This is a genomic window from Flavobacterium sp. 25HG05S-40 (assembly GCF_052654735.1).
In genome coordinates, this window is sequence record NZ_CP199750.1 from 3,302,066 (window position 1) to 3,327,332 (window position 25,267).

The 25,267-nt window shown below is 36.6% G+C and carries 23 protein-coding genes; 14 read left to right on the forward strand and 9 right to left on the reverse strand.

Annotated elements, in window-relative coordinates; genetic code table 11:
* Positions 1-8: 8 nt before the first annotated feature.
* The 3 genes from ACULEU_RS14425 to ACULEU_RS14435 all read right to left on the reverse strand — a co-directional run bounded on the left by ACULEU_RS14425 (position 9) and on the right by ACULEU_RS14435 (position 3,578).
* The gene (locus ACULEU_RS14425) at positions 9-2,177 is read right to left on the reverse strand and encodes a M12 family metallo-peptidase (protein ID WP_445453268.1); all 2,169 of its coding nucleotides are present in this window, start codon (positions 2,175-2,177) and stop codon (positions 9-11) included.
* 81 nt (positions 2,178-2,258) lie between these two features.
* Positions 2,259-2,618, reverse strand: coding sequence for a YraN family protein (locus ACULEU_RS14430; RefSeq protein WP_445453269.1), 360 nt, complete (start codon positions 2,616-2,618; stop codon positions 2,259-2,261).
* A 63-nt stretch (positions 2,619-2,681) separates the two neighbouring features.
* Positions 2,682-3,578, reverse strand: coding sequence for a S66 peptidase family protein (locus tag ACULEU_RS14435; RefSeq protein ID WP_445453270.1), 897 nt, complete (start codon positions 3,576-3,578; stop codon positions 2,682-2,684).
* A gap of 288 nt (positions 3,579-3,866) precedes the next feature.
* On the opposite strand from ACULEU_RS14435, the gene metG reads away from it, so the two are divergent.
* The 5 genes from metG to ACULEU_RS14460 all read left to right on the forward strand — a co-directional run bounded on the left by metG (position 3,867) and on the right by ACULEU_RS14460 (position 9,485).
* Positions 3,867-5,924 (forward strand): methionine--tRNA ligase, encoded by a 2,058-nt coding sequence (gene metG, locus ACULEU_RS14440; protein ID WP_445453271.1) that lies wholly within the window; start codon positions 3,867-3,869, stop codon positions 5,922-5,924.
* A gap of 7 nt (positions 5,925-5,931) precedes the next feature.
* Entirely contained in the window at positions 5,932-7,362 is a 1,431-nt protein-coding gene (locus ACULEU_RS14445) for a hypothetical protein (RefSeq protein ID WP_445453272.1), read from the forward strand.
* A 62-nt stretch (positions 7,363-7,424) separates the two neighbouring features.
* Positions 7,425-7,943 carry a ferritin gene (locus ACULEU_RS14450; protein WP_445453273.1) on the forward strand — a complete coding sequence of 173 codons (519 nt, stop codon included), beginning with the start codon at positions 7,425-7,427 and terminating at the stop codon, positions 7,941-7,943.
* A 227-nt stretch (positions 7,944-8,170) separates the two neighbouring features.
* Entirely contained in the window at positions 8,171-8,860 is a 690-nt protein-coding gene (locus ACULEU_RS14455) for an HAD family hydrolase (protein ID WP_445453274.1), read from the forward strand.
* Position 8,861: 1 nt separating this feature from the next.
* A complete protein-coding gene (locus tag ACULEU_RS14460) occupies positions 8,862-9,485 on the forward strand; it encodes a CatA-like O-acetyltransferase (RefSeq protein WP_445453275.1) in 624 nt (207 codons plus the stop codon).
* Here ACULEU_RS14460 and ACULEU_RS14465 read toward each other — a convergent pair.
* From ACULEU_RS14465 to ACULEU_RS14475, 3 genes are all read right to left on the reverse strand, one after another.
* Positions 9,482-9,913: a hypothetical protein gene (locus ACULEU_RS14465; RefSeq protein WP_445453276.1), complete on the reverse strand. Its 432-nt coding sequence runs from the start codon at positions 9,911-9,913 to the stop codon at positions 9,482-9,484. The genes ACULEU_RS14460 and ACULEU_RS14465 overlap by 4 nt on opposite strands.
* Positions 9,914-10,103: 190 nt before the next feature.
* Positions 10,104-10,544 (reverse strand): HRDC domain-containing protein, encoded by a 441-nt coding sequence (locus tag ACULEU_RS14470; RefSeq protein WP_445453277.1) that lies wholly within the window; start codon positions 10,542-10,544, stop codon positions 10,104-10,106.
* 17 nt (positions 10,545-10,561) lie between these two features.
* Positions 10,562-10,894 (reverse strand): single-stranded DNA-binding protein, encoded by a 333-nt coding sequence (locus ACULEU_RS14475; protein ID WP_445453278.1) that lies wholly within the window; start codon positions 10,892-10,894, stop codon positions 10,562-10,564.
* 394 nt (positions 10,895-11,288) lie between these two features.
* Between ACULEU_RS14475 and ACULEU_RS14480 the strand changes: the two genes are divergently transcribed.
* The 4 genes from ACULEU_RS14480 to ACULEU_RS14495 are packed head-to-tail and all read left to right on the forward strand — an operon-like array spanning position 11,289 to position 15,134.
* On the forward strand, positions 11,289-11,639 hold the full coding sequence (locus ACULEU_RS14480) for a hypothetical protein (RefSeq protein ID WP_445453279.1): 351 nt from the start codon (positions 11,289-11,291) through the stop codon (positions 11,637-11,639).
* 11 nt (positions 11,640-11,650) lie between these two features.
* On the forward strand, positions 11,651-14,035 hold the full coding sequence (locus tag ACULEU_RS14485; protein ID WP_445453280.1) for a M28 family peptidase: 2,385 nt from the start codon (positions 11,651-11,653) through the stop codon (positions 14,033-14,035).
* 41 nt (positions 14,036-14,076) lie between these two features.
* Positions 14,077-14,892 (forward strand): SDR family oxidoreductase, encoded by an 816-nt coding sequence (locus ACULEU_RS14490; RefSeq protein ID WP_445453281.1) that lies wholly within the window; start codon positions 14,077-14,079, stop codon positions 14,890-14,892.
* Positions 14,889-15,134 carry a CBU_0592 family membrane protein gene (locus ACULEU_RS14495; RefSeq protein ID WP_445453282.1) on the forward strand — a complete coding sequence of 82 codons (246 nt, stop codon included), beginning with the start codon at positions 14,889-14,891 and terminating at the stop codon, positions 15,132-15,134. Before ACULEU_RS14490 ends, ACULEU_RS14495 begins: the two co-directional genes overlap by 4 nt.
* 29 nt (positions 15,135-15,163) lie before the next feature.
* Here the strand turns inward: ACULEU_RS14495 and ACULEU_RS14500 are convergent, their stop codons facing one another.
* Entirely contained in the window at positions 15,164-17,218 is a 2,055-nt protein-coding gene (locus ACULEU_RS14500; RefSeq protein ID WP_445453283.1) for a M13 family metallopeptidase, read from the reverse strand.
* A 164-nt stretch (positions 17,219-17,382) separates the two neighbouring features.
* On the opposite strand from ACULEU_RS14500, the gene ACULEU_RS14505 reads away from it, so the two are divergent.
* The 4 genes from ACULEU_RS14505 to ACULEU_RS14520 all read left to right on the forward strand — a co-directional run bounded on the left by ACULEU_RS14505 (position 17,383) and on the right by ACULEU_RS14520 (position 20,593).
* Positions 17,383-18,057, forward strand: a complete 675-nt coding sequence (locus ACULEU_RS14505; RefSeq protein ID WP_445453284.1) for an SCO family protein — start codon at positions 17,383-17,385, stop codon at positions 18,055-18,057.
* A 73-nt stretch (positions 18,058-18,130) separates the two neighbouring features.
* Positions 18,131-18,367 (forward strand): FeoA family protein, encoded by a 237-nt coding sequence (locus ACULEU_RS14510; RefSeq protein WP_445453285.1) that lies wholly within the window; start codon positions 18,131-18,133, stop codon positions 18,365-18,367.
* A 6-nt stretch (positions 18,368-18,373) separates the two neighbouring features.
* On the forward strand, positions 18,374-20,467 hold the full coding sequence (gene feoB, locus ACULEU_RS14515) for a ferrous iron transport protein B (RefSeq protein ID WP_445453286.1): 2,094 nt from the start codon (positions 18,374-18,376) through the stop codon (positions 20,465-20,467).
* Positions 20,468-20,593, forward strand: coding sequence for a FeoB-associated Cys-rich membrane protein (locus ACULEU_RS14520; protein ID WP_445453287.1), 126 nt, complete (start codon positions 20,468-20,470; stop codon positions 20,591-20,593).
* Here the strand turns inward: ACULEU_RS14520 and ACULEU_RS14525 are convergent.
* Together ACULEU_RS14525 and ACULEU_RS14530 are read right to left on the reverse strand one after the other, a co-directional pair.
* Positions 20,590-21,243 carry a metal-dependent transcriptional regulator gene (locus ACULEU_RS14525; protein WP_445453288.1) on the reverse strand — a complete coding sequence of 218 codons (654 nt, stop codon included), beginning with the start codon at positions 21,241-21,243 and terminating at the stop codon, positions 20,590-20,592. The genes ACULEU_RS14520 and ACULEU_RS14525 overlap by 4 nt on opposite strands.
* Before the next feature lie 3 nt (positions 21,244-21,246).
* Positions 21,247-23,118, reverse strand: a complete 1,872-nt coding sequence (locus ACULEU_RS14530) for an Nramp family divalent metal transporter (RefSeq protein ID WP_445453289.1) — start codon at positions 23,116-23,118, stop codon at positions 21,247-21,249.
* A 90-nt stretch (positions 23,119-23,208) separates the two neighbouring features.
* Between ACULEU_RS14530 and ACULEU_RS14535 the strand changes: the two genes are divergently transcribed.
* Positions 23,209-25,257: a TonB-dependent receptor plug domain-containing protein gene (locus tag ACULEU_RS14535; RefSeq protein ID WP_445453290.1), complete on the forward strand. Its 2,049-nt coding sequence runs from the start codon at positions 23,209-23,211 to the stop codon at positions 25,255-25,257.
* The last annotated feature ends 10 nt before the right edge of the window (positions 25,258-25,267 follow it).

Sequence of the window (25,267 nt, forward strand, 5' to 3'; positions counted from 1 at the left end):
TTTTAAAACTACATTTTTAGGATCTTGAAATTGGCTTCTCTATCGTTTATCTTCATTTTAAAGAAATAAGTTCCATTTGCAAATTGTGAGAGGTCTACATTTGTAGTCAACTCGTTCATTTTTTGGAGGAATAATAATTGTCCTTGAACATTATAAACGGCAAGTTCTGTTATAGCATCTTTAGATTTTATAGCTACCGTTCCGGTAGTTGGATTAGGCGAATAACTGTAATCTAAGAAATCGCCCTCTTCTACTCCCAATGTTCCTGTACAGATTATTAATCCGTTCCAACCTGAAGCAACCAATCCTTGATCAGAGAAAAACTTAACCGTTAAAGAACCATCGGTAGCGGTAGAATTAAACATTCCTGGATTTGAATTTCCGGTTAAACCACCTGTCAATTCAGGATAAAATTCATCAGGTCCATCGTAAATGTACAAATAATCATAATCTTCCTCTAAATCAAAACTTGAGAAGCTAATTCTGATTTTTAAGCCCGGATTATTTGGTGTTAACGTTCTTGTCCAAGATTCCATATTAGTATACTCACCAGATAATCCCCCAGAATCAGTAAAGGGAGTACTTGAGCAAAAATTATTTGCTGCTGTAACCACTACTTTTTCTCTGATAGCTGATTCTAATTCGGCACACAAAGGTCTAACTCTTATTTTATGATAGGCATTAGCATTTAATCCGCTTATTGTAAACGAGTTAGAAGTTACTGTATTCCAGTTAATAGAAGAAGATGCAAATGGAGTTACTGCTACTTGCCATGACGTTGCTGAGCCAATATCGGTCCAAGTGAAACTTACGGATGTTGGAGTAACATTGGTAGTCGTAATATCTGTTACCGTATTAGGACAGCTTGTTAAGCAATCGGAACTTAAACATGGACTGGAATTGACATTATTTAATATGGCTTGAGCTGGTTGGGGACCAAAACCATTACTAAAGCTAATCCCTACACCACTCACTAAATGACAGTAACTCATTATAGTTCCTTTTTCTGTTGTTGATGGAATCGGTCCAACATTACAACTTCCTTCTGAGAATCCTGCTTGTGTTCCACAACCATCGATAGAGGTATTATTACCATTCCACACACAGGCATGCGTATGTCTAGATCCTAAAAGATGTCCGAACTCATGTGTTATTACTTGCACTGTCCAAGAATAGACAGGTACTGTACTAAAATTAAAATTGACATCAGAGTAGCTATAATTATTTTGAGAACAAAGTCCGTCTATTGTAACTGCGACACCTCCAAGTCCTCCTTCATCAATTCCGACCAATTGTCCCAAATCTCCATCAAAAACAGGAGTGGTTTGTGAAAAAGCATTCAAATAAGCAAATGAACTATCACCGATACCTTCGTACGGATCTTGATCTGTCCAAATGTATATTGACTTTAAACTTACTGTTATATTGTCATTAGCATATATGGTTTGTACGTTATTAAAAACCGAAGTCATCCAATTAGTAGTTGTGGTGGTATTACTATTGTTTTCGGTAAACAAATTATAATCTACTTCAAAATAAAGGGAAACACAGCGATCACTGAGGCCATTTCTGTTGTCATTCTTACTGCTAACCGGAAGTGAATCATCTTTAAAATGGCAATCCAAATCGTTTAACACTTTCATTTTGGCATCAGAATAGACAATATAATCGGTTTGGTTATTTTGCTTATTCAATTTGCCTACAACAATATTTCCCAACGCTGCACTTGAAATGATTCCGTTAAATTCTCCATTAAAAAAGTTAAATGACGAAACGGATTGTGTTTGTCCTTCAATAATTCCTCTGTAATAGACTCCTTTTTGATATCCGATATGGCTCTCTTTATTGGTGTCCACGTGAAAACCTTCTGCAAAAGGATTCACTTTATACAAAAGCACTGCAATCGTTTGATTTTGATAAGGAATCTGTAATTTGATAGTTTCATACTGATTTGTAACAACAGTATTTATTTTTCCGAAGTCAAGAGTAGCCAAGGTAGCGCCATCAACAACTTTATTTACTTCGGCATCATTGCTGTTTTGTTTTGGTTGCAATACTGAAATGGATTTAAAATCAGCATTCATTCTTTGCAATTCCTGGACTTTTTCGCCCACTTTATGCTGCGCAAACAATGTTGTTACACAAAACAATAGGATTAAGAGTAGTTTCTTTTTCATAGTTTTCAATTAATTTCTTTATAAAGTTATTGAAATTCAGCGTAAAACAAATTTTTATAACATTTTTTAAGAGTTGTTTATTCAAAAATGATAGAACGCATCCTCAATGTGCTCTATTTTATAATCTTTATCTTCTTTAGCAATGGCAATGATATCAAACCGAACCTCAACGTCTAAGTCATTAGAAATTACATATTCATTTACGGCTTTGACCAGCAGTTGGATTTTCTTAGGTTTGACAAAATCCTGAGGCAATCCAAAATCAATAGAAGAGCGGGTTTTAACTTCTACAATGGCGAGAACGGCTTCTTTTTGAGCAATAATGTCAATTTCCGCCTTTTGAAAAGTCCAATTAGTTTCCAAAATTTCATAGCCGTTTTTTTGCAGATACTCCACCGCCATTTCTTCTCCTAATTTACCAAGTTCATTGTGTTCAGCCATTTTTAGATTGTTAGATTTTTAGAAAGTTAGACTTCTTAGATTTTTTTAATTAGTCTAAGATGTCTAATCAAAAGTCACTTTACTTTCCTTTGCATTCACTTCTATAGCAACTTGTCTTCCAAAAATCAGCGCGCGATTGTCTCTGATGTGTCCAGCCGGAAAATTGTAAATGATAGGAATGTTTAATCCTTTGACGGCATCTTCTATAATTTCTAGGGCATTTCTTCCCCATGGAATATCATTGTCTTTCATTTCGGTCATCGCTCCCACGATAATTCCTTTTAAACTTTGGAGACAACCGTTGCGTTTTAAATTCATCATCATGCGGTCAACATGGTACAAATACTCGTCTAAATCTTCTATAAAAAGGATTTTATCATTACAATCAATCGCTGATGCTGAGCCTAACAAACTGTACAAAATGGAAAGATTGCCTCCAACCAGTTCGCCTTTGGCTTTACCCAAATGATTCAAGGCATCACAGTCTAAAGTATATTGTAACGTATCTCCAAACAAAGCTGCACAAAGCGAATTTTTAGCATCATCTGTTGCTCTTGGAATGGCTACTGGCATTGTCCCGTGAATAGATTCGATACCCATTCGGTTTAAATGACTGTGTAAAACGGTCACATCGCTAAAGCCGATAATCCATTTTGGATGCTGTTGAAATTTAGTAAAATCGAGTTTGTCAATCATTTTTACCGTTCCGTAACCACCGCGAACACACCAAATGGCTTTGATGTTGGGATTGTCCATTTGCTCCTGAAAATCGGCAGCACGTTGGTCGTCGGTTCCGGCCAATTGATAATAATCAAGTCCAATAGTTGATCCGATTTTAACCTTCAAACCCCAACCTTCCAACAAATCTATAGTAGGTTTTAAATTATCATCAATATTTTTTCTTGCTGTGGAAACGATGGCAATCGTGTCGCCTTTCTGTAAATAGGGAGGTGTAATCATCTTCTTTTGGGAATAAAGATTTAAATAGAATAAAGATACTAGAATAAAGAATATGGACTTTTTGTTCATTTTGGAAAATGATATCGACAAATATAATCAAATTGTTGTTTAAGAAAACCAATGCCCTAGCCCAGATAGTAGTGAAAATCCTTTTTTGAAATGCATTACAAGTGTTGGAGTTTAAGAGCTGAAGTGTTGCATTTCAAAAAAGATTGAAACGGATAGCTGGAAATAGCTTCAAATAAAAAAGCGATTGCTTATTTTTGCAAATTATACACTGAATTTATCATGTCAGAAAATCCGAAAAGATATACTATCACAGCCGCATTGCCTTACACCAACGGACCCATCCACATTGGTCATTTAGCAGGCGTTTATGTTCCGTCCGATATTTATGCCCGATATTTAAGATTGCAGGGAAAAGATGTTGCTTTCATTTGCGGAAGCGATGAACACGGCGTAGCCATTTCGATGAAAGCCAAAAAAGAAGGCATCACGCCACAACAGGTTATTGATAAATACGACGGAATTATTCGGCAATCGTTTCTTGATTTCGGAATTTCTTTTGATAATTATTCGAGAACTTCATCCAAAATCCACCACGACACGGCTCAGGAATTTTTCAGAAAATTATACGACAATAACGACTTCATTGAAGAAGTTACCGAGCAATTGTATGATGCCAAAGCCAATCAGTTTTTGGCCGACCGTTTTGTTACTGGAACCTGTCCGAAATGCGACAATCCGGAAGCTTATGGCGACCAATGTGAACGTTGTGGCTCGACTTTAAATGCTACCGATTTAATCAATCCGAAATCCACCATTACCGGTGAAACACCGATTCTGAAATCAACAAAACACTGGTTTTTGCCTTTGGACCGTTATCAGGATTTTTTAACGAAATGGATTTTAGTGGATCATGCAAAAGACTGGAAAGTGAATGTTTTAGGACAAGTTAAATCATGGTTGGATGACGGTTTAAAACCGAGAGCCGTAACCCGTGATTTAGATTGGGGAATTGACGTTCCCGTTGAGGGCGCTGAAGGGAAAAAATTATACGTGTGGTTCGATGCGCCAATTGGTTACATCTCCGCTACCAAAGAATGGGCAGCAAGAGAGGGCAAAAATTGGGAAGATTATTGGAAAAAAGACGACACCAAACTAGTACACTTCATAGGAAAAGACAATATCGTCTTCCATTGCATTATTTTTCCAGCCATGTTAAAAGCCGAAGGTTCTTTTATTTTGCCTGATAATGTTCCGGCCAATGAATTCCTGAATCTGGAAGGAAACAAACTCTCTACTTCAAAAAATTGGGCCGTTTGGTTGCATGAATATTTATTGGATTTTCCGGATAAGCAAGATGCACTGCGTTATGCTTTGACAGCGAATGCTCCGGAAACTAAGGATAATGATTTTACCTGGAAAGATTTTCAGGCTAGAAATAATAACGAATTAGCAGCTGTTTTCGGAAATTTTATTAATCGTGTGGTTGTTTTAACCAACAAATATTATAACGGAATTGTTCCTGCTCCAAACGAATTAACCGAAATTGACGAGCAAACTTTGGTTGAATTAAAAGCGTATCCATCGGTAATTTCGAGTTCAATAGAACGTTACCGATTCCGTGAGGCACAAGGAGAATTAATGAATGTAGCCCGTTTGGGAAATAAATATTTAGCCGACGAAGAACCCTGGAAAATGGTAAAAACTGATCCGGAAAGAGTGCAAACTCAAATGTATGTGGCACTTCAGATAGCATCAGCCTTAGCCATACTATCGGAACCATTCTTGCCTTTCACTTCAAAAAAATTAACGAAAATGCTCAATATTGAAGTTAATAATTGGAATCTGGACTTTGAGCAATGGAATTTGACCAAAGCTGGTCACCAAATTGGCGCTGGAGAAATATTATTTGCCCAAATTGAAGATGCTGAAATCGAAAAACAAATAAATAAATTAGAAGCTACCAAAACGGCCAACGCTATGGAAAACAAAGTTACCGAACCTCAAAAAGCAACAGCAACTTTTGAAGATTTTGCCAAACTAGACTTGCGTGTCGGCACTATTGTTGAGGCCGAAAAAATGCCCAAAGCCAACAAGCTTTTAGTCTTGAAAGTCGATACTGGTTTGGATATTAGAACTATTGTTTCTGGAATTGCGGAACATTTTTCGCCCGAGGAAGTAATCGGTAAACGCGTTACGGTTTTGATTAATTTGGCTCCAAGAGCTTTACGTGGCGTGGAAAGTGAAGGGATGATTTTGATGACCAACAACGCTGAAGGGAAATTGGTTTTTGTAAATCCGGATGCCGATGGTGTGGATAATGGGGCATTGATTAGTTAATTTATATATGAAAAATCCAATTTACTTACTCATCTGTTTAATTTGCTTTAGCTCCTTTTCTCAGGAAATGGTCAAAAGTGTCAATCTGGGAATTAGCAAAAATGCTCAAGTATTTCAGGTTGTACAAGAAGATAAAAAACAAGTTGCTCTCTTTTTTAGTGCTAAGATAAATGCACTTTCTGTCCGTTTTGATGAAAACTTCAATGTGATTGATTCTCTTAAAACCAAGAAGCCTTCATCCAAAGAATATGACGATATTGTTGGCTACAGTCTAACGGGTAATAAGTACTATGCTTATTGGTCGGGATCGGGGAATGTTTTGGCCCAATGTTATGATTTTGATGCTAATCAAGTAACCGAAACCTCAATACCCATAATTCTTGAAAAAGAAAAAATCATTAAAAAGATTACAGTTAACAATGTTTTTTACATAGTCAGTATTATAAAAAATACCGATATTCTAAACTTTTACGTTTTGAAAGATGGTCTTATAGAAAAGAAAAGCATCGACCTGACTTCACAAAGTTTCCTTGGAAGAGATGATAAAACTACCACACTTTGGGATTTGGTTTCAAGTTCAACAAATTTTGAGAAGCCGTATTCTTTCCAAACAATTGCTAATGAAACTCCGCCATCATTAGCCCTAAGCGCAAACAAACATAAAGTATATGTTAAAGGCAATTCGCTGATCTTTACACTAGATGACAACTGTCGGTTCACGCAAACTTTTACTGTTAATTTAACCGATTTTTCGCTTAACATCAAAATGTTTGCACAACCCACTTTTCAAGGAGGTGATGTTTTTTCTTATGACTCCAATTCATTCTTATTAGATGATAAAATAATCTTGATGAAAAACAATTATGATTTTATGAAGATTACAATAAAAGATAGGGAAGATAAGCAAATCAAAGAATTTCTTGTCAATGATCAGGAAATCAGTTTTAAAAACTCTGACATACACCAAGAAAACGGAAGCGCAAAAAGCCTCCGTATATTAGACAAATCGAGCCAATTGCTTAGGAAAATAAACGGTAACAACCCTGCTATCTCACTGTATGAAAACGACGGGAAAATTTATATGATTATAGGCGGTGTTTCGAATATACAGCAAAACAACGGGATGATGTTTGGAGGAGGAATGATTGGAGGATTTTCAGGCGTAATAATCGGTGTTGCCTTAACTTCAAACTACTCCTTAAACAATCTAAATTCATACAAACAAAGAAAAGTAGTATACATTAACTGTCTTTTTGACAAAGATTTTAACCACGTTAATGGTGAGGTCCAGAAAACTGCTTTTGATAAAGTAAGGGCATTTTCGGAAACAAAAGAAAATCTTACGGCTCCTGTTCTTTTCAAATTAAACTCGAATTTATATTATGGTGGCTTTGACAAAGAAGTGGGGAACTATTTATTTTTTAAGTTTAAGGATTAAAACCGAAAAGAGTTTTAAAAATAAACGGTTTATTTTTTAACTTTATGAAAAATTAGAAAATTATGTTATCAAAAAATATTGAAACTGCTTTGAATAAGCAAATCCGCATTGAAGCCGAATCTTCACAAGTATATTTATCCATGGCTTGTTGGGCAGAAATCCAAGGTTTGGAAGGTGTTGCGCAATTTATGTACAAACAATCGGATGAAGAACGCATGCACATGCTGAAACTGGTTAAGTATGTCAACGAACGTGGTGGTCATGCCGTTGTAACCGATTTAAAAGCTCCCAAAACTACTTTTGGAACCATGAAAGAAATGTTTGTGGAATTATACAACCACGAATTGTTTGTTTCGAATTCAATCAACGAACTGGTTCACGTGACTTTTGACGAAAAAGATTATGCGACACATAACTTTTTACAATGGTATGTTGCCGAACAGATTGAAGAAGAAGCTCAGGCAAAAACCATTTTAGATAAAATCAACCTGATTGGAGATGATAAAGGCGGATTGTATTTATTTGACAGAGACATCCAACAAATTGCCGTGACAAGCTCTGTTGGCATAAGTACTAATTAATCCGAATGCACTCGCTTTGAGTAATAAAGAAAAACATAAATCCAAAAAGAAGCAAGAAAAAGTACTTCTTAAACTTCACAAAATGGCCGAAAACTGTAAGTCGGACTGCTGTGAAAAATATAAGAAAAAGGAAAGCAAACGATGCAAACGCTGCCCTATGTTTGACTTGCTTAAAAAATATAAAACTCCTTCTTAGTGATGGAGTTTTTTTTACTAAAACCACTACTATGAATCTAAAAGTAATCGCTTTTGATGCTGATGATACCTTATTTGTAAACGAACCCTATTTTCAGGAAACGGAACAGAAATTTTGTGCCTTGATGAGTAATTACCTGTCGCATCACAGTCTGTCTCAAGAATTATTTAAAACTGAAATTGCCAATTTGAATTTGTATGGCTACGGCATCAAAGGCTATATTCTATCCATGATAGAAGCCGCAATGAAAATTTCAAACAACACCATTTCTATAGAAATTGTTGAGAAAATAATTGAATATGGAAAAGAATTGCTGGATAAACCGATTGAAATTCTCGACGGTGTTGAAGAAACTTTACAAGCCCTAAAAGGAAAATACAAACTCATCGTAGCGACCAAAGGTGATTTGAAAGACCAACAAAGCAAATTGCATCGCTCTGGTTTGGGACATTATTTTCACCACATTGAAGTCATGGCTGACAAACAAGAACTTAATTATCAGAAACTGTTAAACCGATTAGAGATAGAACCTAATGAGTTTTTCATGATCGGAAATTCTTTAAAATCTGATGTCTTACCTGTTTTGGGAGTTGGCGGTTATGCGGTTCATATTCCGTTTCACACTACTTGGGAACATGAAAAAATAAACCATACTGTAGAGCATCCTAACTTTAGAACTTTGGAAAATATTTCAGAAGTTTTGGATATTTTATTGCACTAAAATGAAGCAGTTGTTAGACCTCAACACATGGAACCGCAAGGAACACTTTTTGTTTTTTAAGCAAATGGAGGAACCCTTTTTCGGTGTTACGGTTCCAATAGACTGCACCATAGCATATTCCAAAGCTAAGGAAATGGGAATGTCTTTTTTTGCCTACTATCTACACAAAACTTTGGTCGCTGTAAATAATACAAAGGCTTTTCGTTACCGAATTATTGATGATGACGTTTTTATTTTTGACCAAATTGATGCCTCGGCTACCATCCTTCGCGAGGATAAAACGTTTGGCTTTTCATTGATGGAATATTCTGAAGATATAGATAAATTTGCTAAAATTACTCAAAAAGAAATCGCTCGAATTCAAAACACAACTGGACTCATAACACGAGATTTTTCTGAAAATCTAATTCATTTTTCAGCAGTACCATGGGTAAACTTTACTTCCTATTCTCACGCACGAAGTTTCACTTTCCCTGATAGTTGTCCCAAAATATCGTTTGGCAAAATGATGGAGGAAAATGGTAAAAAAACTATGCAAATGTCCGTTCACGTGCACCACGGGTTAGTTGACGGATTCGATGTTGGTTTATTTATAAGCGCTTTTGAAGAATTGATGAACGCCTAATCAAAAACCGTCCAGTTAGAACCATCACTGATTACCATAAAGGTTCTGTAATGGTTGTTATACATAAAAATAGTGGGTACTCCACCACTTGTTAAAGGTCGGAAGAAAAAATTACCGGCACTTGTAGTCAATTTAGCCGTATAGGTATCATTTATGTTTCTCAAATAATAAATCCTCCCTGGATACGTTACCGGACTCGGTAATTGAAACTCCTGATCTGTATCTAATGGGTTTAAGGAAATATAAACACCATCCGCAATTGGTGTTATTGCCGCACTTCCGTTTAACGTAATTGCTTTTACAGAAAGATTTCCGTTGATGTCCAAGGTGCTCAAAGGATTTGTAGTATTAATGCCCACTTGAGCAAAACCAGTAGTAACAGCACATATAGCTGTAATTAAAATCATCTTTAATTTTAATTTGTTCATGGTTTCGTTTTTATTGACCTTTTAAAAGTAACCAAATTGTTGAACAAATGTTAATCAGTTATTTTAAGATCATCATCGAAAACGTTTTCGTGTTGACAACTTTGTTGTTTTTACGTTAAATTTTTACAATATAAATAAAAAAGCGGCAAAGCTTAAACTTCACCGCTTTTAAGATTTCAGAAATTGATTATCAAAGCGCATTCAAGATTGTTAAAATAGCATCACCATATTTTTCAGTTCTGGATTTTCCAAAACCTGATGCCTCCTCTAATTCTTCCAGTGTTTGAGGATTCGTTTTGGCAATCTGAATTAAATGTGAATTATGACAAATACTATACAACGGTTTATTTACTTTTTGAGCCAAACCCTTTCTCCAATCACGCAAAGCATTGAAAACATTTTGCTCGAAAGGTAGCAAATCTTCTTCTGGAAATTTAGTTCCCTCTTTATGCTTCTTGTCGGATTTCGCAATATAGAAAATTGCTGCAGACCAATAATCAGTCGTGCCACTTGTGACAAAATTAGTAGACGTTAATTTGACTTCTACCGAATCTAAGAATTCATTCATTCTATCCTGATCATACTGACAAAATTCTTTTGCCAAACGGATATTAAAGACTTTGATATTCATTGCTTTAGGAATAGAAATTATTTTCCAATCAGCAGCACATCATTGGCAACCACTTCAGTGATATATCTTTTATTTCCGTCTTTGTCGTCATAACTTCTGTGCGTTAATTTTCCTTCGATAGCTATTTCCTTGCCTTTTTCAACATACTTTTCGATGATGTCGGCTAATTTCCCCCAAGCTGTGACACGATGCCATTCGGTTTGTTCAACTTTTTCACCCTTGTCGTTGGTGTAACTGTCATTAGTAGCGATAGTAATGTTGGCTACTTTTTTGCCTCCGTCAAAGGTTTTGATTTCTGGTTCTTGTCCTACGTGTCCGATTAATTGTACTTTGTTTCTCATTGCATTCATGGCGTTTAAAATTAAAATGTTATTGTTAAAAATAGTTTTGTTGTTTGAGATACTTGTGTCAAATCAACAGTGCAAAGTTGCGGCAGTCAGCAAAAAGTAGTCGGTAGTTATACGTTTACTTTCGGTTGTAATTGCTTGTAAACGTTTGTAAACGGAAATTTATTCTTACATTTGGTTTAAAGAACAAGCTACCTCTAACGATTTAAGTATTATTTTAAAAAAAGTGGAGTTGATGGTTTATGAAGTAAATCAATTATTATAAAAACAAACCTGACCAATCCTATTTAGCCCCGATGGGAGTGGTACCTGCCTGCAAGCAGGCGGAGTAAAGCGGACAGCGGGAACACGGAATCCTAAAATACCCGAACCATTCGCTCCTAAAAAATATATGGCCATGGATAAAACCTGTTTAGAATGTGGTGAAAAAATTGTGGGTCGTGAAGATAAAAAGTTCTGTAGCGATGGCTGCCGCAATGCCTACAATAATAAAATCAACAAAGACAGCACTAATTATATGCGTAACATCAACAACAAGTTACGCAAAAATTACCGTATTTTGTCGGAGTTGAATGTAGATGGAAAATCCAAAACCACGAAATCTAAAATGCTCAGTAAAGGTTTCGACTTTGATTTTATGACCAATGTATTGCATACCAAAACCGGAAATACCTATTATTTTATTTATGATCAAGGCTATATGCTCTTGGATAATGATTTTTATATGTTAGTTAAAAAAGACATTTAAGCCCTACTCCAATGAAAAAAAACTACACTCCCATTTATTCCCTACTAGTGCTCGTGTTGTTGATTTTTGGCGTTTTCTATTTTATGATGCCTCAACACTATGACGAAACCGAAGCGCCGCTTTCAGAATTTTCAACCAAAAGAGCCTTAGAAACCATAAAAGAAATTGCAAAGCAACCGCACTTTGTAGGCTCAAAAAATCACGAAGTTGTTGCGACTTATATTCAGAAAGAACTACAAAACTTAGGTTTGGAAACCTCAATTCAAGAAGGTTTTACCATGACTGAGAAAGGAACCTTGGTCAAATCAAAAAACATTTTAGCCAAAATAAAAGGTGCAAAAAATTCTAAAGCTTTATTGCTGCTTTCCCACTATGATTCGGCACCACATTCCTACTCCAAAGGCGCGAGCGATGACGCCTCTGGTGTAGCAACTATAATGGAGAGTATAAGGGCGTTTTTACACAATAAAACGATTCCTAAAAATGACATCATTATCCTTTTTACCGATGCGGAAGAATTGGGATTGAATGGTGCAGCTCTTTTTGTAACAAAACATCAATGGGCTAAAGAAGTAGGCTTGGCACTGAATTTCGAAGCGCGAGGAAGTTCTGGACCAAGTTATATGTTGATGGAAACCAATGACGGAAACTCGAAAATGGTGGATGCCTTCAAAGCTGGAAATGCAACATATCCTGTGTCGAATTCGTTGATGTACAGTATTTATAAAATGCTTCCGAATGACACCGATTTAACCGTTTTTAGAGAACAAGGAAAAATTCAGGGATTTAATTTTGCTTTTATCGACAGTCATTATAATTATCATACGGCTCAGGATTCTTATGAAAATTTAGACCCAAAAACGTTAGCGCATCAGGGAAGCTATCTGTATCCGTTGCTAAGTTATTTTGCTAACGCCGATTTGACCGATTTAAATTCGACGAACGATGATGTCTATTTCAATGTGCCTTTTGGTTTTGTAAGTTATCCATTTGCTTGGATTCTTCCGATGCTGATTATTGGCTTTGGCTTGTTTTTCATTTTTGTGTTTGTAGGTTTAGGCAAACGGGCACTGCGTTTGGATGAGATGATAAAAGGATTTATTCCGCTTTTTGGAGCATTGCTAACAGCGGGTTTGGTAACTTATGTTGGCTGGAAAATGTTGAAGAGTTTTTATCCGCAGTACAATGATATTCTTCAAGGATTCACCTATAACGGCCATGATTACATTTATGCTTTTGTAAGTTTTACATTGGCGATTTGTTTTTTATTCTATCAAAACAACGGCAAACGAAATCCCGAAATGAGCCAGATGACCGCGCCGCTATTCATTTGGTTGCTTATCAATGTTGGGATTGCCATAAAACTCCAAGGTGCCGGATTTTTAATGCTTCCGGTCATAGCAAGTACTTTGATGCTTGGTTTTTATGTACTGACGCAAAAGTCGGGTTGGATCTTAAATTGTCTTTTAGCGCTTCCGACTTTGATTATTTTGGTGCCGTTTATTCAGATGTTTCCTGTGGGTTTAGGGCTCAATATTTTGATAGGAAGTGCTATCCTTACGGTAGTAAGCTTTACCTTATTACTACCTCTTTTTGGCTCCTTTGCAAAAAAAGGAATCTGGGCAATGGTATTCCTTCTCATCGGAATCGGATTCTTTGTCAAAGCGCATCAGGCTTCGGGTTATACAACTACAAAAGCAAAACCCAACAGTTTGGTTTACCTCTTAAATTCCGACACTAAAAAAGCCCATTGGGCAACCTACGACACGAATCTTGACGAATGGACCAAGACCTATTTAGGTGAAAAACCTAAAGAAGGCTCGGCTTTAAATTCGGTTAAATTATATAGCAAATATGGTTCTCAGTATGCTTTTATGGCCGATGCACCGCTAAAAAATATTCCAAAACCAACTATTGAATTTTTACGCGACACCATCAAAGGCAATCAACATGTATACAAAATCCGAATCACTTCAAACCGACCTGTGAATCGCTATGATATTTTTGTAACCAATGCTGTCCAAATCAATAATTTCAGGGCAAACGGAGTGGAATCCGTAGATTTCGAAAGCAATATTTCTTCCAAAACCACGGGTAAATTAGTGACGTATTATATCGTTGATAATCTTCCTTTAGAAATGGAATTCTCAATCAGTAAAAATAAAAAACTAGATTTGGAATTGTTGGAGAGTTCGTTTGACTTATTTTCCAATCCATTGGTGAAAGTAATCCCACGAAAATCAGGAATGATGCCGATGCCTTTTGTTTTAACGGATGCGGTGATTATCAGGCAGAAAATAAAGCCAACGCCAAAAGTAACAGAAGTTGCACCAACATGGAGACGCTATTCAATACCAAGAGACAGCACCAATGTCGCTGTAGATAGTTTACGATAAGAATTCATTAAATACTAAACCCTAAAAATAATCATGAATTCGTGGCTAATAAAACAATACAAATAAGCATTTTAGGCTGTGGTTGGCTTGGTCTGCCATTGGCAAAGTCCTTATTGAAAAAAGGCTTTTCGATTAAAGGCTCAACAACCACACAAGAGAAAATTTCGATTTTGAAAGATGCCGGAATTCAGGCTTTTCAAATTGCGTTATCTGAAGAAGAAATCTTTGGCGATATGGATTCTTTTCTGAAACATTCTGAAATTTTAATTATTGATATTCCCCCAAAACTGCGTGGCAATTCAAAAGAAAACTTTGTTCAGAAAATTCAAAATCTAATTCCGTTTATAGAAGCATCTTCGGTTCAAAAGGTCATTTTTATTAGTTCGACTTCAGTGTATGCTGATGATAATGCGGTTGTTTCCGAATCGACAAAACCACAGCCTGATTCGGAAAGTGGTCGGCAATTGTTGGAAACGGAGTATCTTTTGCAAAAGCATTCCCATTTCAGAACTACTGTTGTTCGCTTTGGTGGATTGATTGGAGAAAATCGGCATCCGATTCACTTTTTAGCCGGAAGATCATCCATCGAAAATCCGGAAGCACCTATCAATTTAATTCATCTGTTAGATTGTATTGGTATCATCGAAAAAATTATTGATGCCAATTGTTTTGGAGAAACATTCCATGGTGTTGCGCCATTTCACCCAACCCGAAAAGCGTATTATACCCAAAAAGCCATCGAATTACAACTAGCATTACCTCAATTTACTGAAGAAAAACCATCCATTGGAAAAACCATTGTAAGTGATAAAGTCCAAACCGTTTTAAAGTATACTTTCCTAAACACGAACTTATGAATACGACAGATATCATCGGAACCATTGGTGTTGGTTTAATTCTGCTAGCCTACTTTTTGAATATCTTTTCTCTGATTCCAAAAGACGGTCTCTTTTTTTATAGCCTAAATATTGTTGGTGGAGCAATTGCTTGCTATTCCTCTTATCTGATTCGGTTCTGGCCCTTTGTCGTACTTGAGGGAACTTGGGCATTAATTAGTGTCATTGCTTTAGTAAAGAGCATAAAAAAACCTCAAGAATAACTTGAGGTTTTTTATTGGCATGAATTCGATTACCAGATTCTAACTCTCTTGTCCGGTGCAACATACATTCCGTCTCCCGGTTTAATATCAAAAGCGCTATAGAATGTGTCTAAATTTAACAATGGCACATAAGCTCTGTACATTCCGGGTGAATGCGGGTCGGTTTTTACCTGATTTTTCAATGCTTCATCACGCATTTTACTTCTCCAGATAGTTGCCCATGAGATGAACAAGCGTTGTTCCGGAGTGTATCCGTCAATTAGTCCTGGGTTTTTATTTTCTCTCAAATACAATTGCAAACCGTCATATGCAGCGTTGATTCCGCCTAAATCTCCTATGTTTTCACCTAAGGTAAATTTACCATCTACATGAATCCCGGGCAAAGGCTCTAAAGCAGAATATTGATCGGCTAATGCATTTCCTAAGTCGGTGAATTTTTTCAAATCATCCGCAGTCCACCAATCTTTTAAATTTCCTTGAGCATCAAATGTAGCTCCCTGATCATCAAATCCGTGAGAGATTTCGTGACCGATAACTGCTCCGATGCCGCCATAGTTTACCGCTTCGTCAGCTTGGTAATTGTAGAACGGCGGTTGTAAAATAGCTGCTGGGAAAACAATTTCGTTATAAGACGGATTGTAGTAAGCATTTACCGTTTGTGGTGACATTCCCCATTCGGTTTTATCAACCGGTTTTCCAAGTTTGTCTAAATCTTTTTTCCAATCCCATTTCCCTACATTTTTGATGTTATCAAAATAACTTCCTCCGGACTCCGGACTCTTAACGTCCAATGCCGAATAGTCTTTCCATTTATCAGGATATCCAATTTTGATCGTTAGGCTGTTTAATTTTTCAATAGCTTTTTGTTTTGTTTCCTCGGACATCCATTCTAATTTGGTAATTCTCATTTCATAAGCACGCATCACGTTTCTAATCATACGAAAGGCTTTGTCTTTTGCTTCCGCCGGGAACATTTTTTCAACATACAATTTTCCTAAAGCTTCTCCAACCGTTCCGTTAACCACCTGAAGTGCTTTTTCGTGACGTGGTCTTTGTTTTAAAGCACCTGTTAAAGTCTTTCCATAAAACTCCCAGTTCGCTGTTTCAATATCAGTTGATAATTGTCCGGCTGCGCCTCTTAGTAAATTCCAACGCATGTAGGCTTTCCATTCGTCTACTTTGTTTTCAGAAAAAATAGTTTGTAAAGCAGCAAGATATCTTGGTTGAGAAACAATCACGGTGTCAATTTTTGTGATTCCGATACCTTTTATGTAATTGTTCCAATCAATAATTGGGGCCGTTTTTTGCAAATCTTTAATAGCAATTGGATTGTATTGCTTTTTGGGATCCCTTCTTTCTACTCTGTCTAATCTAGGACGTGACATAGCGGTTTCAAGGGCTAACACTTTTTCAGCATCACTTTTTGACTGATTTGCACTCATTCCTAAAAAGCCAAGCATACGTTCAACGTGTTCTTGATATTTTTGTCTTTTCTCTTTAGAGTCTTTGTCTTCGGAGATGTAATAATCTTTGTCTGGTAATCCTAAACCTCCAACTCCAAGCGTCACGGCATTTCGATTACTATTTTTATCATCGGCACCAATTCCGAATCCAAAGAAACCAACGCCACCGCCTTTGGCTTCCTCCTCCATCATTAGTTTTTGCAAATCTTTAATCGTTTTTACGGCATCAATTTTGGCTAAATAAGGTTTAATTGGAGTTATTCCCTGCTTGTTTCTGGCAACAGTATCCATAACTGATTTGTACATACTGATGGCTTTTCCTTGGTCCGTATTTGGAGCATATTTAGGATTTTTGGTCGCTTCATTTAAAATTTTCAAAGCGTCTTTATCTGTGTTTTGACGTAATTCGTCAAAGCTTCCCCAACGGGTTTTGTCTGCAGGAATTTCGGTGTTTTTTAACCATGTACCATTAACAAACTGAAAAAAATTATCTTTTGGACTAACCGATTTGTCCATTAGCCAAACTTTAATACCTGGACTTTTTTCCTGTGCATTGATTTGAAAAGCGTTTATGAGCACAAATGCTGTCAACAATGTTTTTGAGAACGTAATAACCTTCATAATTTGTTACTTTTTTGTTAGTTGATACAAATTTATTGTTTCTGATGAAAGAAACTCTTTTTTAACAAAAATATATGTCTTTATTGCATGGCTAATGTTACAAACAATAACTTCCTTTTGTATTTTTGCATCACTTGTTTAAAACAAATTGTAACAAAATTAAAATGCTACATCTGATCAAAAAATACCGAATTTTCATTGGCACTTTTCTAGTTTTTTCGATTATAACCATATCATTGTTTTACAATGTTTTGAAGCCAGCCAAGAAATTACCAATTTATAATCCTGCTGATGTTAACCCTGAATTAGTCGATTCTACCGTTCAATATATTGCCCGAGAGCACACAATTGGCGACTTCTCTTTTGTCAATCAAAACGGAAAAACAATTACCCAGAAAGAATATGAAGGTAAAATTTATGTAGCCGATTTTTTCTTTACAACCTGTGGTTCCATTTGTCCCATTATGACAACAAATATGGTTGATGTTCAAAAAGCCTTTATCAACAACCCTAAAGTCATGATTTTATCCCATACGGTTACTCCGGAAATTGACAGTGTTCCAGTTTTAAAAAAATATGCCCTAGAAAAAGGTGTGGTTGACTCCAAATGGAATTTGGTTACCGGTGATAAAAAAGACATTTACAGCATGGCACGAAAATCGTACTTAGCCGTTAAACTTGGTAAGCCAAGTGAATTATATGATATGGTTCACACTGAAAATTTTGTTCTGGTTGATGCTGAAAAAAGAGTTCGTGGTTTTTATGACGGCACCAAAAAAGAAGAGGTCCAACGTCTGATTGAAGACATTCAATGGCTATCGGATAACGATAAAAAGTAGTAAACTGATATTTATCATTCAATTTTCTATTTTTATAGCTACTTTTGTAATCTAAATTCAATCTAAATAAGAATTGAAAACCACCGTTGATTTATTACGAATTGGAGACAAGGCAACTATAACCTATGTTGATTTGGACAAAATCCCGCTAAAGCTTTTAGAAATGGGGTGTTTGCCCGATAACGATTTAGAAGTGATACAGATTGCACCATTTGGCGACCCCATTTATCTCAACGTAAATAATGGTTCTCATTTAGCCATCCGAAAAGAAACTGCTCGGGAAATTGAAGTTGAACTCCACGTGAAATAGTCAAAAATGAGCATTCAAAATATTACTGTAGCGCTTATAGGAAACCCCAATACCGGGAAAACTTCGGTATTCAATCAGTTGACCGGTTTGAACCAGCAGGTTGGGAATTATCCTGGAATTACAGTTGAAAAGAAAATAGGCTTCTGTAAATTGACCAATAATATCAAGGCCAATATTCTGGATTTACCCGGAACGTACAGTTTGAATGCCAGTTCTATTGATGAAAATGTGGTCATCGAATTACTGCTCAATAAAAACGACAAACTCTATCCTGATGTTGCTGTTGTAGTGACCGATGTAGAAAATCTGAAACGAAACCTGTTGCTTTTTACCCAAATAAAGGATTTAGAAATTCCAACCCTTTTGGTCATCAACATGACCGACCGAATGAAGGCCAAAGGAATTTCGCTCAATATTACACATCTTGAGGAAAAGCTAAAAACCAAAGTCGTTTTGGTCAGCACACGAAAAGGAATTGGGATTGAGGATTTAAAAATCCAGATTGCTGATTATAAATCGTTGTCAACGGAACCCTGTTTGAATGCTTCGAGTATTGATGTTGATTATTTTGAAAAACTTCGCCAAACTTTTCCGGATCAGTTGCTTTATAAATTGTGGTTGGTGATTACTCAGGATGTGAATTTCCTGAATTTAGAGCGCGTTGAAATTCAAAATGAATTTACCAAATCCCATTCAGAGCTAAAACGCTTACAGCAAAAAGAGACGATCAAACGCTATCAGTTCATCAACGATACCTTAAAAATTGGGCAAACCATAGATAAAGAAAAAGCCACTGATTTGCGTTCGAAATTGGATAAAATCCTAACCCATAAAATATTTGGTTATTTAATTTTCTTTGGAATTTTGCTTCTGATTTTTCAGTCTATTTTTGATTGGTCGAGCGTTCCTATGGATTTTATTGACGCCACTTTTGCCGATTTGGCGGCTTATACTAAAAACCAACTTCCGGCAGGAGAATTTACCAATTTGATTAGTGACGGCATCATACCCGGAATTGGCGGTATTGTCATTTTCATTCCCCAAATTGTATTTCTGTTCCTCTTCATTTCGGTGCTCGAAGAAAGTGGTTATATGAGCCGTGTAGTATTCTTAATGGATAAAATCATGCGTCGTTACGGACTTTCCGGAAAAAGCGTGGTGCCTTTAATTTCGGGTACTGCCTGTGCTATTCCTGCCATCATGAGTGCCCGAAATATCGAAAACTGGAAAGAACGACTCATTACCATTCTAGTAACTCCTTTTATTACGTGCTCAGCGCGCTTACCGGTTTACGCCATCTTAATTTCCTTGATAATTCCAGAAAAAAGAATTTTAGGCATTTTTAGTCTACAAGGCGCAACGCTGATGCTATTATATCTTTTAGGATTTGGAATGGCTATCTTTTCGGCTTCTCTGTTGAATACTATTCTAAAGCTTAAAACCAAATCGTATTTCGTAGTAGAAATGCCTAATTACAAGTTACCTTTATTCAAAAATGTAGCTATTAATGTTATTGAAAAAACAAAATCTTTCGTTTTTGGTGCCGGAAAAATCATTTTAGCCATCTCGATTATCCTTTGGTTTTTAGGGTCTCACGGTCCGGAATCGACTTTTGGTAATGCCGATAAAATTATTAACGAGCAGTATAAAAACACTTCGGATAAAACAACCCTTCAGAATCATCTCGATACGTACAAATTAGAAAACTCTTATATCGGAATCCTCGGAAAATCGATTGAACCTGTTATTACGCCCTTGGGTTACGACTGGAAAATTGGGATTGCTGTGGTGACTTCGTTTGCCGCAAGAGAAGTTTTTGTTGGAACTCTGGCAACTATTTATAGTGTGGGAGATAATGACGACGACAGTACTATAAAAAATAAAATGCGTGCCGATGTGCGCCCGGACGGAAGTAAAATTTTCAACTTCGCAACCGGTGTTTCGCTGTTGCTTTTTTATGCTTTTGCAATGCAGTGCGCTAGTACTGTTGCCATCACCAAAAAGGAAACCAATTCATGGAAATGGCCTTTGATTCAGTTGGTTTTCATGAGTGGCTTTGCCTATCTAACCGCGCTGATTGCGTATCAATTTTTAAAATAAATGGCTATTCAGGAACTATTGGTTTATTTGGCTGTTGCCATCGCTTTGGGTTTTTTAATCCGAAAGTTTTTTTGGAAAAAGAAGTCAAAGAAAAACTGTGGCGATGACGATTGCGGTTGTCACTAAACCATTTTCATAAAAATATTTCCCGCTATCTTATTTGAAATTAGCAAATCGCTACCATTTACCCTGACGTTTAGCGACAAGTCAAAATCCTCAATCGAATTCACTTTGATACTAACACCCAAAGCAATGCTGTTTTTATCCAGATATTTTAAAAATTCCGCAGAAGAATCTTTTACTCCGACACAAATTCCGGTTTGATTTTCCTTTAATTCAGACAGCAGCAATTTGTCTATTTTGACGATTTTTCCTGTGGCATCCGGAATAGGGTCTCCATGAGGATCTTCGGTTGGATTTCCTAAAAAATCATCCAATTTATTGATTAGTTTTTCAGACTTTATATGTTCCAACTGTTCGGCGATATCATGAACCTCATCCCAAGGAAACTGTAAAGTATCGACTAAAAAAACTTCCCATAAACGATGCTTTCTTACTATCATTTTGGCCAAATGACTTCCTTTATCTGTCAATAAAACACCTTGATATTTTTTGTAAACGATTAGTTCCTTTTCAGCGAGTTTCTTCAGCATATCGGTCACCGAAGACGCTTTAGTTTCCATTTTTTCCGCAATAGCATTTGTGCTAACCTCAACCTCTGATAGCGAAGTAAGATGATAAATGGTCTTTAAATAATTTTCTTCTGAAAGCGTCATAAGCTAATTTTTTACGATAAACAAAGGTATATTTATTTTATGACGGACATTATCTACCGTTGTTCCAAAAACCAAATCCTTGAAAGCGGTGTGACCGTGAGTTCCCATGATCAACAAATCATAATCGCCTTCATTAATGATTGCCGGAATCACTTTACCGGGTTTTCCAAAACCTAATTTGACCTCGATATGAAATCCTTTTTCTTCTAAAAGTCTTTTATAATCCAATAATAATTTTTCATCCATTGTCGTTTCGTGGTCACTGATGGTATTGCCATAAAATAATGCTCCTACGGTTTCCACCACGTGAATTAAAGTATATTTCGAATCTTTCTCACCAATGTCAAACGCATGATTTAAGGCTTTTTCATCCGCAGCAGAAAAATCTACCGAAACCGCAATACTTTTTTTAGCATAACTTTTCTGAGTATTCAATTTCACAATCACATTATGAGGCGAATGATTTTCTATCGTTTGTTTTGTAGTAGTAAAAAGCGGTTTGAAAACAATATAAAGCAACAGAACTAAAAACCCAAGTGCCAACGGAACCACCGTAAACCACAACACGATGGGATTGTCTGAAGTCTGAAGCCATTCCTGAATTTGATTTAGAACCAATTTGGCATTCAACGAAACGATAATAGTGGCAATAATCCAAGAGGCTATTTGTGTTGCTCTGCTGATATGAAATCCTTTCATTTTACTTTTATCACTAACAAAATGGATGAGCGGAATAATGGCAAAACCCAATTGCAAACTCAAAATAACCTGACTAAAAATTAGCATTTTTCCAGTGACACTTTCGCCATAAATCATAATGATTACAACCGCAGGGACAATAGCTATTAATCGTGTAATGATACGTCTTACCCATGGTTGAATTCTCAAATTCAAATACCCTTCCATCACAATTTGTCCGGCTAACGTTCCGGTAATAGTGGAACTTTGTCCTGCGGCAATCAACGCAACCGCAAACAAAATCGGAGCCCATTTGTTTCCTAACATTGGTGCCAAAAGTTGGTGTGCATCCTGAATTTCGGCTACTTCAAACAATCCATTTTTATGGAAAGTCGCTGCCGCTAGAATTAAAATCGCAGCATTTACAAAAAAGGCCAGATTTAAGGCTATTGTAGAATCAATAAAATTGTATTTCAATGCCTGTTTGATTCCGGTTTTGCTTCGGTCAAATTTTCGCGTTTGCACTAAAGAAGAATGCAGGTACAAATTGTGTGGCATTACGGTAGCTCCAATGATTCCAATTGCAATATAAAGCGCGGCATCACTTGGCATTGACGGAACCAATCCGGACAAAACTTGTGTTACATCGGGTTGGGCAAATAGCATCTCAAAAACAAACGAAAATCCGATGATAGCAACTAATGCAATAATAAACGCTTCCATTTTTCGCATTCCTTTGTTAATCAAAAACAGCAATAGAAAAGTATCCAGAACAGTGATCATTACCCCTTGTATCAACGAAATATCAAAGAGCAAATTCAGACCGATAGCCATTCCGAGAACTTCGGCCAAATCGCAGGCAGCAATAGCCACTTCCGCCAGAAAATACAGAATATAATTGATAAAAGGAGAATAGGTTTCACGCGATGCTTGAGCCAAATCACGCTGGGTTACAATTCCCAATCGCGCACTCAAACTCTGTAAAAGCAACGCCATAATGTTACTCATCAATAAAACCCAAAGTAAGGCGTAACCAAATTGACTTCCGCCGGCAATATCTGTAGCCCAGTTTCCGGGATCCATATAACCCACACTGATTAAATAAGCCGGACCAAGAAATGCCAAGATTTTTCTAAAACCAGTCTTTTTATTTTCGGTAGCAATCGACTGATTTACTTCTTCTAAAGATTTACTCATTGATTTATCCATTTAAAAAACAAATATATAGAACATTTTTTGTTTTATAAAAACTATTTTTTAGTTTTGTCTAAATTATAATTTTGCCTAATGAAAAATATTTTTGGTTTACTAGCGTTCTTGCTTGTCCTTTGTGCTAACGCGCAACAGAAAGACAGCCTTTCCAGCCCGAAACCGGAAAATACTTTAGATGAAATAGTAATCTCTGGAACACTCAAACCTGTTACTCGATTGGAAACTCCGGTTCCTGTTGAAGTCTACAGTAGTGCCTTTTTGAAAAAAAACCCCACCGCAAATGTGTTTGAAGCCCTACAAAATGTAAACGGTGTAAGACCTCAACTGAATTGTAATATTTGCAACACTGGAGACATTCATATCAATGGATTAGAAGGGCCATATACGATGGTTACAATTGACGGAATGCCAATCGTAAGCGCTTTGTCGACCGTTTATGGCTTGTCGGGAATTCCCAATTCTCTTATCGACCGAATCGAGATTATTAAAGGTCCAGCTTCGAGTTTGTATGGCAGTGAAGCCGTTGGAGGTCTGATTAATATCATTACCAAAAAAACTAAAAACGCCCCATTATTTACTGCTGATTTATTTTCGACTTCTTGGCTCGAGACCAACATCGATTTGGGTTTTAAAGCTTCTGTAGGTAAAAAAGCAACGTCGATTTTGGGCCTGAATTATTTCAATTACAGCAACGCCATCGACAACAACCATGATAATTTTACCGATGTCACCTTACAGGATCGAGTTTCTATTTTTAACAAATGGGATTTTATCCGAAAAGATAAAAAGGAATTTACCGTTGCCGGAAGATTTTTTTATGAAGACCGCTGGGGTGGCGAAATGCAGTGGAATAAGCTTTATCGAGGCGGAAACCAAGTGTATGGTGAAAGTATTTATACCACGCGATTTGAATTGTTAAGTAAGTACCAATTGCCGATAAAGCAAGACATGTTTTTATCTTTCTCGGCCACATCGCATGACCAAAATTCGGTTTACGGAACTATGCTGTATTTGGCACAGCAAAAAATAATCTTCGGACAATATCTTTGGGACAAAAAGCTAAACAGGCACAATCTGTTATTGGGTGCCGCAACCCGATATCAATATTATAACGACAATACTACCGCAACCCTTACTTCAGAAAAAGCAACTATCTACAGCCTTTTTGTTCAGGATGAAATCAAATTAACTGAAAAACAAACGTTGCTATTGGGTTCGCGTTACGATTACAACAACAATCACGGTAGCATTTTTACGCCTAGAATAGCTTATAAATGGAATCCGACTAAAAACGATGTTTTCAGAATTAATGCCGGTACCGGATTTAGAATTGTCAATCTGTTTACCGAAGAGCATGCCGCTTTAAGCGGTTCTAGAGAGGTTATTATTACTGAAAACCTTAAGCCTGAAAAGTCGTATAACATCAATTTGAATTACTTAAAGAAAATCCGATTGGAGGACGCTACTTTTTTGAGTTTTGAATTGTCTTCGTGGTATACCTATTTTACCAATCAAATTATTCCCGATTATGACAGCAATCCGAATCAGATTATTTATCAAAATCTCAAGGGCTATTCCGAAACACTCGGAGTAAGTGGCAATATTGATTTAGTAACTCCGTACGGAATCAAAGTCTTACTCGGTGTAACCTTTATGGATTCCAAAAATGAAAGAGAAGGCATCGTCACAAGACCCGTTTTAACGGAAAAATTCAGTATGAATTGGGCGGTAACGTATGACATTCCCGATTGGTTTCTGTCAGTTGATTACACCGGAAACTTATACGGTTCCATGCGATTGCCCCTTCTTGGACCTCTTGATCCCAGAGATGAATATTCAAAGCCGTGGAGTTTGCAGAATATCCAATTTACTTATAAAAAATTCCGTAATTTTGAACTCTATGGTGGTGTCAAAAACATTTTAAATTGGACACCAAACAAGGGAAATCCGTTTTTAATTGCTCGAGCCAATGATCCGTTTGATCAAAATGTGCAATTTGACATGAATGGAAATGCGGTTCCAACTGCCGAAAATCCGTATGGTTTAACTTTTGACCCAACCTATGCTTATGGTCCAAATCAAGGCACTCGAATTTTCCTGGGTCTACGATTTCATATTGATTAAAATAAAGTAG

Excerpts from the sequence above, each read along its gene's own strand:
- ACULEU_RS14455 (WP_445453274.1), top strand. The coding sequence starts at position 8,171 with ATGAATCTAAAAGTAATCGCTTTTGATGCTGATGATACCTTATTTGTA.
- ACULEU_RS14485 (WP_445453280.1), top strand. The coding sequence starts at position 11,651 with ATGAAAAAAAACTACACTCCCATTTATTCCCTACTAGTGCTCGTGTTG.
- ACULEU_RS14465 (WP_445453276.1), bottom strand. The coding sequence starts at position 9,913 with ATGAACAAATTAAAATTAAAGATGATTTTAATTACAGCTATATGTGCT.
- ACULEU_RS14480 (WP_445453279.1), top strand. The coding sequence starts at position 11,289 with ATGGATAAAACCTGTTTAGAATGTGGTGAAAAAATTGTGGGTCGTGAA.
- ACULEU_RS14495 (WP_445453282.1), top strand. The coding sequence starts at position 14,889 with ATGAATACGACAGATATCATCGGAACCATTGGTGTTGGTTTAATTCTG.
- ACULEU_RS14435 (WP_445453270.1), bottom strand. The coding sequence starts at position 3,578 with ATGATTACACCTCCCTATTTACAGAAAGGCGACACGATTGCCATCGTT.
- ACULEU_RS14475 (WP_445453278.1), bottom strand. The coding sequence starts at position 10,894 with ATGAATGCAATGAGAAACAAAGTACAATTAATCGGACACGTAGGACAA.
- ACULEU_RS14535 (WP_445453290.1), top strand. The coding sequence starts at position 23,209 with ATGAAAAATATTTTTGGTTTACTAGCGTTCTTGCTTGTCCTTTGTGCT.
- ACULEU_RS14520 (WP_445453287.1), top strand. The coding sequence starts at position 20,468 with ATGGCTATTCAGGAACTATTGGTTTATTTGGCTGTTGCCATCGCTTTG.
- ACULEU_RS14470 (WP_445453277.1), bottom strand. The coding sequence starts at position 10,544 with ATGAATATCAAAGTCTTTAATATCCGTTTGGCAAAAGAATTTTGTCAG.
- ACULEU_RS14460 (WP_445453275.1), top strand. The coding sequence starts at position 8,862 with ATGAAGCAGTTGTTAGACCTCAACACATGGAACCGCAAGGAACACTTT.
- ACULEU_RS14525 (WP_445453288.1), bottom strand. The coding sequence starts at position 21,243 with ATGACGCTTTCAGAAGAAAATTATTTAAAGACCATTTATCATCTTACT.
- ACULEU_RS14505 (WP_445453284.1), top strand. The coding sequence starts at position 17,383 with ATGCTACATCTGATCAAAAAATACCGAATTTTCATTGGCACTTTTCTA.
- ACULEU_RS14500 (WP_445453283.1), bottom strand. The coding sequence starts at position 17,218 with ATGAAGGTTATTACGTTCTCAAAAACATTGTTGACAGCATTTGTGCTC.
- feoB (WP_445453286.1), top strand. The coding sequence starts at position 18,374 with ATGAGCATTCAAAATATTACTGTAGCGCTTATAGGAAACCCCAATACC.
- ACULEU_RS14530 (WP_445453289.1), bottom strand. The coding sequence starts at position 23,118 with ATGAGTAAATCTTTAGAAGAAGTAAATCAGTCGATTGCTACCGAAAAT.
- metG (WP_445453271.1), top strand. The coding sequence starts at position 3,867 with ATGTCAGAAAATCCGAAAAGATATACTATCACAGCCGCATTGCCTTAC.
- ACULEU_RS14425 (WP_445453268.1), bottom strand. The coding sequence starts at position 2,177 with ATGAAAAAGAAACTACTCTTAATCCTATTGTTTTGTGTAACAACATTG.
- ACULEU_RS14450 (WP_445453273.1), top strand. The coding sequence starts at position 7,425 with ATGTTATCAAAAAATATTGAAACTGCTTTGAATAAGCAAATCCGCATT.
- ACULEU_RS14430 (WP_445453269.1), bottom strand. The coding sequence starts at position 2,618 with ATGGCTGAACACAATGAACTTGGTAAATTAGGAGAAGAAATGGCGGTG.
- ACULEU_RS14445 (WP_445453272.1), top strand. The coding sequence starts at position 5,932 with ATGAAAAATCCAATTTACTTACTCATCTGTTTAATTTGCTTTAGCTCC.